The sequence below is a fragment of the Micromonospora maris AB-18-032 genome (assembly GCF_000204155.1).
GTDB classification, from domain to species: domain Bacteria; phylum Actinomycetota; class Actinomycetes; order Mycobacteriales; family Micromonosporaceae; genus Micromonospora; species Micromonospora gifhornensis.
In genome coordinates, this window is record NC_015434.1 from 2,552,069 (window position 1) to 2,564,473 (window position 12,405).

General features: G+C 69.6%; 14 protein-coding genes and 2 riboswitches. Of the genes, 7 read left to right on the forward strand and 7 right to left on the reverse strand.

The genetic code is table 11. The annotated features are described in order from the left end of the window. The first annotated feature begins 10 nt into the window (after positions 1-10). The 5 genes from VAB18032_RS32235 (at position 11) to VAB18032_RS33520 (ending at position 3,845) form a co-directional block, all read left to right on the forward strand. The gene (locus tag VAB18032_RS32235) at positions 11-301 is read left to right on the forward strand and encodes a hypothetical protein (protein WP_162097624.1); all 291 of its coding nucleotides are present in this window, start codon (positions 11-13) and stop codon (positions 299-301) included. A 27-nt stretch (positions 302-328) separates the two neighbouring features. Next, positions 329-544, forward strand: a riboswitch (cobalamin riboswitch). Positions 545-663: 119 nt separating this feature from the next. After that, a complete protein-coding gene (locus tag VAB18032_RS11645; protein ID WP_013733028.1) occupies positions 664-1,176 on the forward strand; it encodes an acyl-CoA thioesterase in 513 nt (170 codons plus the stop codon). 60 nt (positions 1,177-1,236) lie between these two features. Continuing rightward, positions 1,237-1,803: a LysE family translocator gene (locus VAB18032_RS11650; RefSeq protein ID WP_232510784.1), complete on the forward strand. Its 567-nt coding sequence runs from the start codon at positions 1,237-1,239 to the stop codon at positions 1,801-1,803. 293 nt (positions 1,804-2,096) lie between these two features. Further along, the gene (locus VAB18032_RS30005) at positions 2,097-3,407 is read left to right on the forward strand and encodes a M48 family metallopeptidase (RefSeq protein ID WP_148272249.1); all 1,311 of its coding nucleotides are present in this window, start codon (positions 2,097-2,099) and stop codon (positions 3,405-3,407) included. 66 nt (positions 3,408-3,473) lie between these two features. Beyond that, positions 3,474-3,845: a response regulator gene (locus tag VAB18032_RS33520; protein WP_415878001.1), complete on the forward strand. Its 372-nt coding sequence runs from the start codon at positions 3,474-3,476 to the stop codon at positions 3,843-3,845. Here the strand turns inward: VAB18032_RS33520 and VAB18032_RS11660 are convergent. The 5 genes from VAB18032_RS11660 to VAB18032_RS31660 all read right to left on the reverse strand — a co-directional run bounded on the left by VAB18032_RS11660 (position 3,842) and on the right by VAB18032_RS31660 (position 7,998). Beyond that, positions 3,842-4,693, reverse strand: a complete 852-nt coding sequence (locus tag VAB18032_RS11660) for a TauD/TfdA dioxygenase family protein (RefSeq protein WP_013733032.1) — start codon at positions 4,691-4,693, stop codon at positions 3,842-3,844. The two genes, VAB18032_RS33520 and VAB18032_RS11660, sit on opposite strands and share 4 nt — an antisense overlap. Continuing rightward, positions 4,690-5,460, reverse strand: a complete 771-nt coding sequence (locus tag VAB18032_RS11665) for an ABC transporter ATP-binding protein (protein WP_013733033.1) — start codon at positions 5,458-5,460, stop codon at positions 4,690-4,692. Before VAB18032_RS11665 ends, VAB18032_RS11660 begins: the two co-directional genes overlap by 4 nt. After that, the gene (locus VAB18032_RS11670; protein WP_013733034.1) at positions 5,447-6,469 is read right to left on the reverse strand and encodes a taurine ABC transporter substrate-binding protein; all 1,023 of its coding nucleotides are present in this window, start codon (positions 6,467-6,469) and stop codon (positions 5,447-5,449) included. Before VAB18032_RS11670 ends, VAB18032_RS11665 begins: the two co-directional genes overlap by 14 nt. A 10-nt stretch (positions 6,470-6,479) precedes the next feature. Further along, a complete protein-coding gene (locus VAB18032_RS11675) occupies positions 6,480-7,346 on the reverse strand; it encodes an ABC transporter permease (RefSeq protein WP_013733035.1) in 867 nt (288 codons plus the stop codon). Between the two features lie 352 nt (positions 7,347-7,698). Continuing rightward, entirely contained in the window at positions 7,699-7,998 is a 300-nt protein-coding gene (locus VAB18032_RS31660) for a hypothetical protein (RefSeq protein WP_013733036.1), read from the reverse strand. A gap of 380 nt (positions 7,999-8,378) precedes the next feature. After that, positions 8,379-8,499: riboswitch (SAM riboswitch) on the forward strand. A gap of 48 nt (positions 8,500-8,547) precedes the next feature. Between VAB18032_RS31660 and VAB18032_RS11685 the strand changes: the two genes are divergently transcribed. Continuing rightward, on the forward strand, positions 8,548-9,783 hold the full coding sequence (locus VAB18032_RS11685) for an aminotransferase class V-fold PLP-dependent enzyme (protein ID WP_232510877.1): 1,236 nt from the start codon (positions 8,548-8,550) through the stop codon (positions 9,781-9,783). A gap of 179 nt (positions 9,784-9,962) precedes the next feature. Here VAB18032_RS11685 and VAB18032_RS11690 read toward each other — a convergent pair whose 3' ends face one another. Next, positions 9,963-10,556, reverse strand: coding sequence for a TetR/AcrR family transcriptional regulator (locus VAB18032_RS11690; RefSeq protein WP_013733038.1), 594 nt, complete (start codon positions 10,554-10,556; stop codon positions 9,963-9,965). 90 nt (positions 10,557-10,646) lie between these two features. Here VAB18032_RS11690 and VAB18032_RS11695 point away from each other — a divergent pair, with 90 nt between their 5' ends. Next, a complete protein-coding gene (locus VAB18032_RS11695) occupies positions 10,647-11,555 on the forward strand; it encodes a zinc-binding dehydrogenase (RefSeq protein WP_013733039.1) in 909 nt (302 codons plus the stop codon). Here the strand turns inward: VAB18032_RS11695 and VAB18032_RS11700 are convergent. Then, positions 11,454-12,350: a thioesterase II family protein gene (locus VAB18032_RS11700; protein ID WP_013733040.1), complete on the reverse strand. Its 897-nt coding sequence runs from the start codon at positions 12,348-12,350 to the stop codon at positions 11,454-11,456. The genes VAB18032_RS11695 and VAB18032_RS11700 overlap by 102 nt on opposite strands. Positions 12,351-12,405: the final 55 nt, after the last annotated feature.

Here is a 12,405-nt window from a genome sequence, read left to right on the forward strand (position 1 = left end):
GAAAGCGCGCATGGCCAGCGTCCCGAGCATCGGGCCGGGAGCCAGCAGCCAGAATGCCCAACGCCAGCCGACGGCGTCGGCCAGGAATGCCGCGACGGCGGCGGGTGTGGCGGCGAAGCGTAGCGGTGAACTCAGACAGCAGCCACCGCTGACCTTCGGGGCGGCGAACGCGGCCCTGGCGGCCGGGCCCATCACCCACGCGCAACGGCAGATCGCCGAGACCGCAGATACCGGGGTGTTCGTCATCGTCGGCCCCACCAACCATCAGGACAACGAGACGGCGGTCACCAACGACACCTGACACGCCAGCACCGCCTGGTGGACTGAGTACGATGGTCGCGGCGCTGGTTCGCCCGACCTCGACAGGACGGGCGTCGTAAGAGGGAACCCGGTGAGAGTCCGGGACTGCCCCGCAGCGGTGAGTGGGAACGACCGCCGTCAACAGCACTGGGCGCACCTGCCTGGGAAGCGATGGCCAGTAGGAGACCGGTACTGCCCGGTCACGCCCGCGAGTCCGAAGACCTGCCCGCGCCGCGTACACGACGTGTGTGCGCTGCCGTCGACCTCGCGGGTGGGTCGAGCGGGTGACACGCCACGGTCCGGCGTGTCCTCGACGTGCACCCAGCCGAGTAGGCGGTGTGCTTCCCGAGGACGGACCACGCAATGCACGACACCACTACGCTCGCCGGTCGGCCATCATCGGCATCGCACCTGACCCTGTCGCAGATCATGGACCAGCACCACACCAACCTGATGGGCACAGTTCACGGAGGCCGGATCCTCAACCTCATCGACTCCGTAGCCGGGGTGGTTGCCGCCCGGCATTCCGACGGGCCGGCGGTCACCGCCGCCATCGACGAGACGGCCTTTCTCCGCGCGGTACGGGTCGGCGATGTGGTCCACGTCGACGCCCGGATCACCTGGGCCGGACGCAGCTCCATGGAGGTGGCCGTCAAGGTGACCGCAGACCGGTGGGACCGGGCCGTGCCCCCCACCGACGTGGCCACCGCCCACCTGGTCATGGTGGCGATCGACGACGACGGACATCCTCGCGCCGTCCCGCCGTTGCTACCCGAGACCGACGGGGATCGGCGACGCTACCGCGAGGCACAGATCCGCCGCGAACACCGACTCGCGCTACGCCGCGCTCTGCTTGACGGTGCCGAGGAGGGCTGAGCCTTGCTCGGACTGTCAGTAACGACCCTCGTGGGCTACCTTGCCGTGATCGCCGTTCTCATGATCACACCCGGTCCCGACATGATGTTCGTCCTCACCAATGCCACCCGCTACGGCGCCCGATCCGGCGTCATCGCTGCACTCGGCGTCGCCGCGGGAGAAACCATCCACGTCGCGGCGGTGGTCTGCGGCCTGGCCGCGGTGATCACCGCATCGCCGGTGCTGTTCACCGCCATCCGCTGGGCCGGCGCCGTGTATCTGGTCATCCTCGGAATCCGAGCCGTACGCCTCAGCGGCACCGCCAACCACAGCCACCCCGAGCGCGGCGCAACGCCTCGCCAGGCATTTCTGCGCGGGTTGGTAACCAACCTGCTCAACCCGAAGATGATCATGTTCAGCGTGGCGTTTCTGCCCCAGTTCGTCGATCCAGCTGCCGGCGACCCCACCGCCCAGCTCATCCTGCTCGGTGCTCTGTTCGTCGCCGTGCAGCTCACAGTTGACGTCACCCTCGGCGCGGGCGTCGGACGCCTGGCGCATCGAATGACCGACGGACTCTGGTCACGGCGCATCAACCGACTCTGCGCGTTCGCCTTCGTCGCGCTTGGCGTTCGCCTCGCACTGGGCTAGGCCGTGTTTCGTAGGGCGCGGAGCCATTGGTTGATGGCGGCGATGGTGAGGGTGGCTTCGTAGCGCACGGCGAGTCGTAGCGGGTGGCTTTGACAAACCACACTCACAGATTGCTGTCTTACCTGGAGCCTCGCCCTCATCGATCAGCAGCCCCGGCCTACCTGCGCTGACCTGCAAGATCAGGTTGGAAAAGGCTCAGTGACGGGCCTTCCTCAGGTAGGCGGTCCGATGGCGTCCGGCGGCGCCCGAGCCGGACCATGCACTGCTGTCACTTCGATCTAGACTCCACCCTCGTGCCGACGAAGACGACGCTGAGCAGATGTCCGGCCTGTGCCCACGAGCTGGTCCTGCTGGAGGCGGGGGCGCCCTCGTGGTGCCCTGCCTGTCAGTGGAACCTGGACGTGTACGACCCCGCCCTGGCCCCGTGGCGCGGCACCAGGATGATCGGTCGGTGGGGGTTCCGGCGAGGGTTGGAGATCGACCGGGCGACGTATGAGCAGGTGCTGGCCGCCCCGGAGGCCCGCCCGGATGGGACGTCGTCGGGGGAGGTCTGGCTGTCGGTGGTCTCCGTGCTGCTGGCCCTGCTGGGGGTGGCGGCGGTGGGCTACCTCGCCTGGCTCGTCGTGGCCAGCGACCTGCCGCAGGGGGTCAGGCTGGCCCTGGCGATCCCGGCTGTGCTCGTCCTGCTGCTGGTCAAGCCGTCGTTCGGGCGGGTGCCCAGGTATGGCGTGATCACTGAGCGCGAGGCCCCGCAGTTGCACCGGCTGGTGCGGGAAGTCGCTGATGCCGCCGGAACACCGGTTCCCGACGTGATCTGTGCAGATCTGAGTCTCAACGCCGGTGTCGCGCGGCTGGGTTGGCGTCAGCGGTCGGTGCTCGTCATCGGGATTCCCCTGTGGGTGATGCTGCCGCGGCCGGCCCGGGTTTCGCTGCTGGCCCACGAACTGGGGCACCTGGCCAACGGCGATCCGCTTCGGGTGCGGAGGACCCTGCTGGCGAGGACGTTCGGCGCCCGGGCGGTAGTGGCCACCGGTGGGCGGAACCCCTGGCGGCGTGCCGTTCACGCGGCTGACTCGCTGGCCGAGCAGGGGTCGGGGCCGGTTGTGCTCCTCGGGATGATCGTCCATGGAATCGTCGCTCTCGCCAATGTCGCTGGCGCGACCGCGCAGTTGCTCGTCGACAGCGTGGCGATGCCCGACAGCCGCCGCGCCGAATACCGGGCGGATCTGGTCGCCCGCCGGGTCGCCGGCAGCGCGGCCTTCCTCCGATCCTCCGAGACGGTCCTGCTCGCTGGCCGGATCTGGCAGGACTTGTGGCACCTGGCGCCGCGTATCGACGGCGAGCAGTTGGAGGCGGCGGCTGCTGAAGCCCGGGAAAGCCTGGCTGCTCGTCTGCCGCTGGCTCGTCAGCTCAGCCGGCGGACCACCGACCTGTGGAGTTCCCACCCGGGCGAAGACCAGCGGATGCGGCTGATCGAGGCCCTGCCTGCTGTCGACGGAGCTCTCTGTGTTGACACCAGGCGCTGGGCCGATATCGACACCGAGCTCGCGCCACGGCGCCGCGCCGCACACAACATCCTCCTCGGAACCCGGGACCGGTTCTGAGAGGTTGCCGGTGAGGCCGCCGACGGCGTGGAGGCGGTCGCCGTGGTCCGCCGTAACGAGCCCGACGTGGTGCTCAGGGACATCCGCATGCCCGTGATGGACGGCATCGAGGCGACTCGCCGAATGGTCGACGGCATGGCGAGGCCACCGCGGATCATCATTCTCACGACCTTCAACGTCGACCGGTACGTCTACGCCGCGCTCGCACCGCATCGGGTGGCCGCGCTCGTGCTCGAGGAGCGCCCACCGCCGGTGCTGCTCGGCCTTGCCATGCCGAGCTGCGTCCCGGAGACCGCGCCGTACTACGACCGGGAGGTGCGGCCGGCCGTGCTTTCGGGGCTGAATGCCCCCGACCCCGCCTGGTGGGAGGCGCTCGCCACGACGCACCACCGGCACATCGTCAACGATCAACCACTACAGGTTCGGCAGTGCACCTAGTCCTTCGGTCCGCGGGGGATGTCGCCGCGCAGGGTGATGCGGTGCATGACCCGTCGAGCGGATCCGTAGTCCCGGTTGGCGTAGTGGGCGGTACTGCGGTTGTCCCAGAGCGCCACGTCCCCGGGGCGCCATCGGTGCCGCACGATGTGCTCCGGCTTGGTGAGGTGGGCGTAGAGCAGGTCCAGGATGGCCCGGCTCTCGAAGTCCGATACGCCGACGATGTGCGAGGTGAAACCCGGATTCACGAAGATCCCTCGACGGCCGGTCTCGGGATGGACCCGGACCACCGGGTGTTCGACCGGATCCAGTCGGGACACCTGTTGGCCCTCCCACACGTTGCCTCCGCGTTGGGCGAGATAGTAGCCGAACTCGCGAGTGCCGTCGTGAATGGCGGTGAGTTGATCGACAAGCCGACGTACCGGTTCGCTGAGCGAGTCGTACGCCAGTTGCGCGTCGGCCCAGGTGGTGTCGCCTCCGGTGGGCGGGAGGATGACGGCGCGCAGGATCGAGCCGAGTGGTGGTCGCTTCATGAAGGTGACGTCGGTATGCCAGACGTCGGCGAAGCCGTTGTCCGTGCTGTCGAGGGCGTAGATCTCGGGGTGTGCGTCATCGACGCCGCCGACCACGGGGTGGGATGCTGTCAGTTCTCCGATTCTGCGTCCCAGACGCACCTGGCCATCGTCGTCGAGGCGCTGATCGCGCAGGAAGAGCACCTTGCGGTCGACCAGCGCGGCGCGCAGCGCCGTGACCTCCTCGTCGCTGGCGATGGCCAGGTCCAGACCGTGGACCAGAGCGCCAAAGTGTGGTCCCAGCGGTTCGAGGTCGAGCGGGGTGTGAACCGTGGTCATGCGGATGCTCCTTCGCTTCGGACGGCGTGTCCGATCTCGGCGCGCAGGGCGGCGTAGTCGGGCAGGCCTCGCAGGTCGTCCGGGGTGATGCCGGTGCGAGGTAGGTGGATGGGCAGGTCCAGGACGATCCGGCCGGGGCGAGGGCTGAGCACCACGACCCGGCTGCCGAGAAAGACTGCCTCGTCCACACTGTGGGTGACGAAGATCGAGGTGCGCCCGGGCGCGGTGCTGACCGAGCGAAGGTCTTCCTGGAGGCGCTCGCGGGTGAGCGCGTCGAGCGCTGCGAACGGTTCGTCGAGGAGCAGCAGTGGGCGGTCGGCGGCGAGGGCCCGGGCGATGGCGACTCGCTGCTGCTGACCGCCGGAGATCTGCCAGGTGCGGCGCTTTGCCACGTCGTGCAGCCCGACCCGGTTGAGGAGCGCGTCGACGCCATCGGTGGGCTGCCCGGCGTACCGCAGTGCCAACTCGATGTTGCCGCCGACGGTTTTCCACGGGAAGAGCCGGGGCTGCTGAAAAACCAGGCCGGCGCTGCGCCCTGGGATCGGTGGTACGCCGTCGGTCAGGACCGTGCCGGTGGTGGGCTGCTCGAAGCCGGCGATCAGCCGCAGCAGTGTGCTCTTGCCGCACCCGGACGCGCCGACCAGGACGAGGAACTCGCCCGGCGGCACTGTCAGGTCGATGGGACCGAGGGCGACGACTTCGCCGTATCTGTGCTCGACGTCGGTGACGGTGATCGCCGCGGTGTGGCCGGATTCAGCCGAGGGCATCGGGCAGTCCTACGGTATAGATCGCTGCCTGTACGGTCGCCAGGTCTGGCACAGCGTCGATCTTCTGCTGGTCCTTGAGGAACTGTGCGGCGCTGACGAGATTGTCAGCGAGTTTGCCCTTGGCCGCGGAGGTGCCCAGCCATTCGGGGCTGGCCAGGTCCTCGGGCTTGAGGAAGACGCCCTGCGAGAGTTGCCGCTGCGCTTCCTCCGGGCTGAGGTTGAGTTCGGCGCCGACCGACTTCGCTGCCGCGGCGGGGTCGTCGTGGATCAGGTTCAGGGCCTGGGACTGGGCCTTGCGCCAGGCGTCGACTGCGGCAGGGTGCGCCTCAACGAAGTCCGTGGCGACGACGCCGAGGTCCAGTGTGGGCTTGCCGGCGGTGGCGAGTTCGCGACTGGTGATCAGCACCGTACCGGTCTTGCGGAGTTCATCCAGTGATGGCAACCAGGAGTAGGCCGCGTCCAGGTCGCCCCGGGTCCAGGCGGCCTGGATGTCCTGGGGCTCCAGGTCGACGATGGTGAGCTCTGATTCCTTGACGCCGGCTCGATCCAGGGCGGCCAGCAGGCTGTAGTGGGCGGTGGAGGCGAAGGGGGTCCCTACCTTCTTGCCGCGCAGGCCGGTGATGTCGGTGACGCCGGCGCCGTTGCGGGCCACCAACGCCTCGTTGTCGCCGGCCACGTCGAGGACGAAGGCGACCTGATACGGAATGTTCAGCGGCGCGGAGAGACCGCGCGCCACCGGACTCGACCCGATCGCCGCGATGTCGACGCTGCCGGCGACGAAGGCGGTGTTGATGCTCGCGCCGGAGTCGAACTTGGTCCAGGTGATCTGGTAGTCGGGTAGCGCATTCTCAAGCAGTCTCTGGTTCTTCACGATGAGGTCGCCGCTGGGGAAGGCCTGGTAGGCGATCCGGATGGTCTTGCGGCCCGGATCGCCGCCGCTGGCGGCACCGTCGCCGCAGGCACTCAACAGCAGGGACACGGCTGCCAGCAGACCGAGTGTCTTGCGCATCTGTTGTCTCCTAGATCTGGCCCCGCCACGGGATGAGCCGGTTTTCGGCGGTCCGTAGCAGGGCGTCGATGATGAGGCCGGACAGGCCAATGGCGAAGAGGCCGAGAATGACGACGTCGGTCTGGGAGTAGCGCTGGGCGTCGCGGACCATGCCACCGATGCCGGGTACGCCGTTGATCGTCTCGGCGGCGACCACCGAGGAGTACGCGACCCCCACCGCGATCCGGATGCCGGTGAATATCTCCGGTAATGCGTGGGGGAGCACCACGTCGCGGATCACGTGAACACGACCGGCGCCCAGCGCCCGCGCGGCCTCGACCAGACCGGTCGGTGCGGAGTGGACGGCTGCGGCGGTCGCGACCGCCACGGGCGGCAACGCGGCGATGGAGAGCAACCAGAGCTTGGGCGTCTCGTCGATGCCGAACCAGATGATGAAGAGGCTGAAGTAGGCAAGCGGCGGAAGGGCGCGGACGAAGGTGACGACCGGTTCGATCACTACCCGGAACCCGCTGACAGTTCCCATCACGACACCGAGGAGCACCCCACCGGCGATGCCGATGATGGAGCCGATCAGGATGCGCCGCAGGCTGACGCCGAGGTGTTCGATGAGCAGATGCCCGCTGTAGCCGCGGATGCCGTCGTGGGTGGTCGACGTCTGGACCAGTTGGTGCCACACCGCGCCGGGTGAGGGGATGAAGGTCGGATTGCCGGTGGTCCGGGCGGCGACTTCCCAGAGCCCGTAGAGCACGACGAGGGCGAGGAGCCGAAGCAGGATCCGACGGCGGCGCCAGCCACGGGGTGCCAGAGCCCTCCGGGCGGCCGTCGATGCACCGATCGAGGTTTCCGCGGTGGGTGACGCGGAGACTGTGGTGGTCACCCACTTTTCCTATAGTGAAAGTAGGTAATGGGCAAGCGGAGATCACAGGGCGGGACGGCCGGCTGCGTACCCACGCTGTTTCGTAGTCATGGACCACGTCGGCCTTTGGCTGTCCCGCCCAGCTGTTGTCGATGCCGAGGAGCGTGTCAGGGCGGGTGGCGAAGACCCCCTGAGCGTGGTGGCCGCCCGGTCGGCGAGAGAGGTGCTCGTTCTCCGGCGCGTGTAGCCCGTGGGGGGACTCCTGGCCGCGCTCCTCCGACTCGAGCATCCGAGCGACGTCGTCCAGGGCGAGACCGAGGCTGGTGAGGCGGCTGATGTGCAGCGCGAGAATGAGATGACGGGCGATTATCGGTCAGGGAAATGCCGAAACGTGGTTGGTGAAGGTTGTGGCGACAACCAACGACCCGCCGGCCGTCGAGGTCGCGGCCGGCGTCACGATAGACGCAAGAACGTGCCACCTGTTCGGAAGCCCAGCGACCAGGATGCCGATCATCGCGCCAACGAACACGGGCACCAGAATGAAGATGACCAGATGTTCCGCCACGTCGACAACAAGGAATGCTGCCGCCGAAGAAGGGGCGTCCGGCTCGTCTCGGATGACGAAGTAGGACGGTGCGCCGAGCCGCCTGCGTTCCTGCCAGTGGCTTTCCATTGCTACCGCAAAGTGCGGCACACACCGTGCTGCGCAGGCATAACCTGGCACCGCGGGCCGCTCGACTGGCGTATGCGATCCCCGACGGCACGCTGGTCTCGATCGACCGGGGCGCCGAGCGCCCGCTATCCACGATGAAACTGGCATTGTCGTCGTGACCGCCTGGACCGACACGGCGATAACAACCATCCATGTGACGTCAGTGGGAACAAAGGACACTCGACTATGGTCACGTTCGATGTGCGCGCCAGGCAGATGTGCACGCCGGAGTGGCTTATCACTGCCGTGCGGCGCGCGGCAGCTATCTGTACCTGCACCGGGTCGGATAGTGCGCGAAGCGTACTGGCGGCAAGGCCGGTCCGTATGGCAATATCGGCGGCGGTCATGAGTGTCAGCGTCAAGGCCCCGGCCTGCTGGCCGGCAACCCTCGTGCGTCCGCGGTGGGGTGCCTCCGGGTGAGGACCAGGCCGCCGGCGTCCGCCGGAGAGGCAAGCGCGGACCCGTGCGGGTCCACCGTCATGAAGGACCAGTGTGCCCACGATCGCTCCTGTGGTGCTCGGCGCGGATCTGCCTGTCCGTCTCTCCGACGGCACCACCGTCACGTACGCCAACCTCGACTACGCCGCTACCGCACCGTGCCTCGCTGCCGCCGCCGATGCGGTCAATGAACTCCTGCCCTGGTACGCCAGTGTGCATCGGGGTGCCGGCGCGGCGTCACGTCGCTGCACCCTGGCGTACGAGCAGTCCCGCCAGACCGTGGCGGATTTCCTCGACATCCGGCCCGACGACCACGTGATCTTCACCCGGAACACCACCGACGCGATGAACCTGCTCGCCCGGGCACTGCCATCCCACACCACCGTGGTGACCTGGGCGGGCGAGCACCATGCGAACCTCTTGCCCTGGCCGCGGGTGCACTGCCTGCCGGTGCCCGCGGACCTGCCGGCGGTGGTGTCCGGGCTCACCCGCGCACTGGCCGACCTGCGCAGCGCCGGCCCCGTGCTGGTAGCGGTCACCGGCGCGTCCAACGTCACCGGAGAGGTCTGGCCGATAGCCGAACTCGCCGAGATCGCGCACCGGCACGGCGCGCGGATCGCCGTCGACGCCGCCCAGTTGGCCCCGCACCGTCCGGTCTCCATGACCGACGCCGGCATCGACTACCTGGCGCTGTCCGGGCACAAGCTGTACGCGCCGTTCGGCGCAGGAGTGTTGGCCGGCCGGGCCGACTGGCTCGACGCCGCCGCCCCGTATCTCGCCGGCGGCGGGGCCACCAGGCACGTCGGTGACGAGGCGGCCGAGGTGCAGTGGCATGTTGGTCCCGCTCGGCATGAGGCCGGCACACCGAATTTGCTGGGCGCGGTCGCGCTCGCCGCCGCCTGCGCCACGCTCGCCGCCTCGCCGGCCGTGCTGGCGCACGAACAGGATCTGCTGAAGCGGTTGCGCGACGGGCTCGCGGCCTTGCCCGGGGTGGCAGAGCTGCGGACGTTCGACGTCGGTCACGACCGGGTCGGCATCGTCAGCTTCGCCGTCGCCGAGCAGCGAGCAACGGAGGTCGCCCACCGGCTCGCCGCTGATCACGGTATCGGCGTGCGCGACGGGTTGTTCTGCGCCCACCCGCTCGCCCGGAAACTGCTGACCGACGCGGCCGAGCGGCTCGGCTGCCCGACCGACAGGTACGCGATCCGGGCCAGCATCGGCATCGGTACGACCGTCGCGCACGTCGACCGGCTTCTGCGCGGGTTGCGGGAGATCGTGACGTCGAGTCGGGCGGCAGCGCGTCGCTGAACCGGCGAGCCTTCTATCAGGGGGCGTGCCGGCTCCGATGACCTCGAAAGGGGGCAGTTGGTAGAGATCGCGGGCGTCGGCCCACAGGTTCGCAAAAGCCGGTCAAGCCCCGTTCACTGATCTTGCCGAGCGGATTGTCGAGCAGGTCGGACCGGGCGGGCGTGGGCCACAACCACTCGTTACGGGCCCGGGCGGCATGATCGCTCGGGCCCGGGTGGCAGCAGGCACCGTGCGAGTGCCCTTACGGCTGCGCGGAGCCGGTCGCCGCCGCCGTCGGCGATGGTTCGGCGGACCAGTTCGGCGTCGAATGCCCCGAGCAGGACGTGGGCGACGTATCCGGCGTCGAGGTCCGGGCGGAGTTGCCCGACGAGCTGGCGCAGGTGTTCGTGCCAGCGTCGGTAGGTGGGGTCGTCGTGCCGTCCGGCGGCGCAGGCCATTGCGTGGGCGGCGAGGAGGGTCGCGTTGGTCGCGGCGAGGTCGGCCAGTGCATCGAGGAAGGCCAGGAGCCGGTCCCCGGGCGGTGCTCCGGGCCCCAGCGGTGGTGGACCGTGGCTGATCTGCTCTCCGATTCGCGTCGCGCGTTCGGCGAGGAGTTCCCGGAACAGGCCGGACCGGCTGCCGAAGCGGCGGAAGACGGTGCCTTTGCCGACGCCCGCCCGGGCGGCGATCGAGTCGACGGAGATCGGCATAGCTTCGCGGTACGTCAATAGATCCTCGGTGGCGCGCAGGATCATCGCCCGGTTGCGGGCCGCGTCGGCGCGTTCAGTCGTCATGGCATTTCCCCAGAAAATTGGACGAGTCGGACTTACGGTAGCGGGGACAACCGGGCCGCTGGTCCGGATCGTGTTTCTGGAGGTCGTACCGTGCAAGCCCTGATCGCCGCCCCCGACACCGCCGAGGGACACCGCTTGGCCGAGGTGCCCGAGCCGGTCCCGACGCCCGGCCAGTTGCTCGTCGAGGTGAGACAGTCCTCGGTGAACTTCGGCGAGGCCCGCTTCCGTGCCGGGATGCCCGCCGGCACGGTGCTCGGTTACGACGCCGCGGGTTACGTCGTGCGGGCCGCCGAGGACGGCAGCGGTCCGGCCGTCGGCGACCGGGTGGTCGCCTTCGGTCCGGGAACGTGGGCCGAACGTGCCGTCTTCGACGTCGACAGCGTGGCGCGGATCCCCGACGGGCTCGATCTCGCCGCCACGGCGGCCCTGCCGATGGTGGGCCTCACCGCCCTGCGGACCCTGCGAGGCGCCGGCCCACTGCTGGGCCGTCGGGTGCTGGTCACCGGCGCGTCCGGAGGCGTCGGACGGCTGGCGGTTCAACTCGCCCGCCTCGGCGGAGCCACGGTGGTGGCGTCGGTCGGCTCGCCGGCGCGGGGGGAGGGGCTGCGCGACCTGGGCGCAGCCGAGGTGGTGGTCGGGCTGGACGACGTCCGCGAGCCGGTCGACGTGGTGGTGGAGACAGTCGGTGGTGACCACCTCACCCGCGCGTGGTCGCTGCTCAAGCCGGGCGGGATCTGCCAGAGCATCGGCTGGGCGTCGGGTGCGGCGGCCGTCTTCGCGCCCAACTCGACCTTCGCATTGGGCGAACCCCGGCGTCTGCAGTCCTTCGGTGACACCTCCCGCCCCGGAGCCGACCTGGCTACCCTCCTGGCCTTCGTGGCCGCCGGGGACATCTCCCTACCGGTCGGCTGGCGGGACTCCTGGAAGCGCGTCGACGACGCGATCGAGGCGCTGCTCGGCCGCCGCGTGGCCGGCAAGGCGGTCCTCGACATCGACTGACGCCCCACCGTCGGGCCTGCCGCCCGGCAGCGAGGTCAGCTCGCCCAGGCAGGCCGCGATGTCCGCCCGGAGCCGATCGCCCGACCGGAGGTGGAACAGGTGACCGCCGGGCAGCACCCGCAGCCGGAACGACGACGAGGTGTACGCCGCCCACCCGACCGCGTCGGCGCGCCCCACCAGCGGATCGGAGTCGCCGACGTAGGCGCGCACCGGCACCGGCACCGGATCGGGCCCGGTCGGAGGCTGGGAGTGCAGGGCCGCGAGGTCGCCGCGCAGCAGCCGGACCGCCGTCCGCACCCACGCGGGATACCGGCGTACCACCTCGGACATGCCCCCGATGCGCACCAGCAGGTCGGCGACCTCGTCGTCGGACAGCGCCGACACCGCGAGCGGTGGCCCGCAGCGCGGGTCCGGGTAGCCGCCGACGAACAACGCCACCGGCGGTCGTCCCCGCTCGACCTGCCGTCGGGCCACCGCGGCGGCCAGGGCCGCACCCATGCTGTGTCCATAGAGAGCGTACGGACGTTCCAGTGACGGCTCGACAGCGTCCACGACGGCGTCGAGCAGACGGCCGAAATCGGTGATGGGCGCCTCCCGCACGCGGTTCTCCCGGCCGGGCAGCTGCACCGGGTAGACCGCGACCCGTGGCTGCAACGCCTCCGCCCAGCCGGCGAAGGTGGACGCTGCGGCGCCGGCGTGGTGGAAACAGAACAGCCGCACCCGGTCCGCCGGATCCGGCGTCCGGTCCAGGTAACCGGTCGATCGTTGCGTGCCCGCCCGCGCTGTCCGCCCCATGGGCGTCATCGTGGCTCACCCCGGTAAAGCGACACCAAGCACGCGGACGTACGTG

Bases quoted from the DNA above. Each gene is read 5' to 3' on its own strand.
- VAB18032_RS32235 (WP_162097624.1), top strand. From the start codon at position 11: ATGGCCAGCGTCCCGAGCATCGGGCCGGGAGCCAGCAGCCAGAATGCC.
- VAB18032_RS11645 (WP_013733028.1), top strand. From the start codon at position 664: ATGCACGACACCACTACGCTCGCCGGTCGGCCATCATCGGCATCGCAC.
- VAB18032_RS11650 (WP_232510784.1), top strand. From the start codon at position 1,237: ATGATCACACCCGGTCCCGACATGATGTTCGTCCTCACCAATGCCACC.
- VAB18032_RS11660 (WP_013733032.1), bottom strand. From the start codon at position 4,693: ATGACCACGGTTCACACCCCGCTCGACCTCGAACCGCTGGGACCACAC.
- VAB18032_RS11665 (WP_013733033.1), bottom strand. From the start codon at position 5,460: ATGCCCTCGGCTGAATCCGGCCACACCGCGGCGATCACCGTCACCGAC.
- VAB18032_RS11670 (WP_013733034.1), bottom strand. From the start codon at position 6,469: ATGCGCAAGACACTCGGTCTGCTGGCAGCCGTGTCCCTGCTGTTGAGT.
- VAB18032_RS31660 (WP_013733036.1), bottom strand. From the start codon at position 7,998: ATGGAAAGCCACTGGCAGGAACGCAGGCGGCTCGGCGCACCGTCCTAC.
- VAB18032_RS11690 (WP_013733038.1), bottom strand. From the start codon at position 10,556: ATGACGACTGAACGCGCCGACGCGGCCCGCAACCGGGCGATGATCCTG.
- VAB18032_RS11700 (WP_013733040.1), bottom strand. From the start codon at position 12,350: ATGGGGCGGACAGCGCGGGCGGGCACGCAACGATCGACCGGTTACCTG.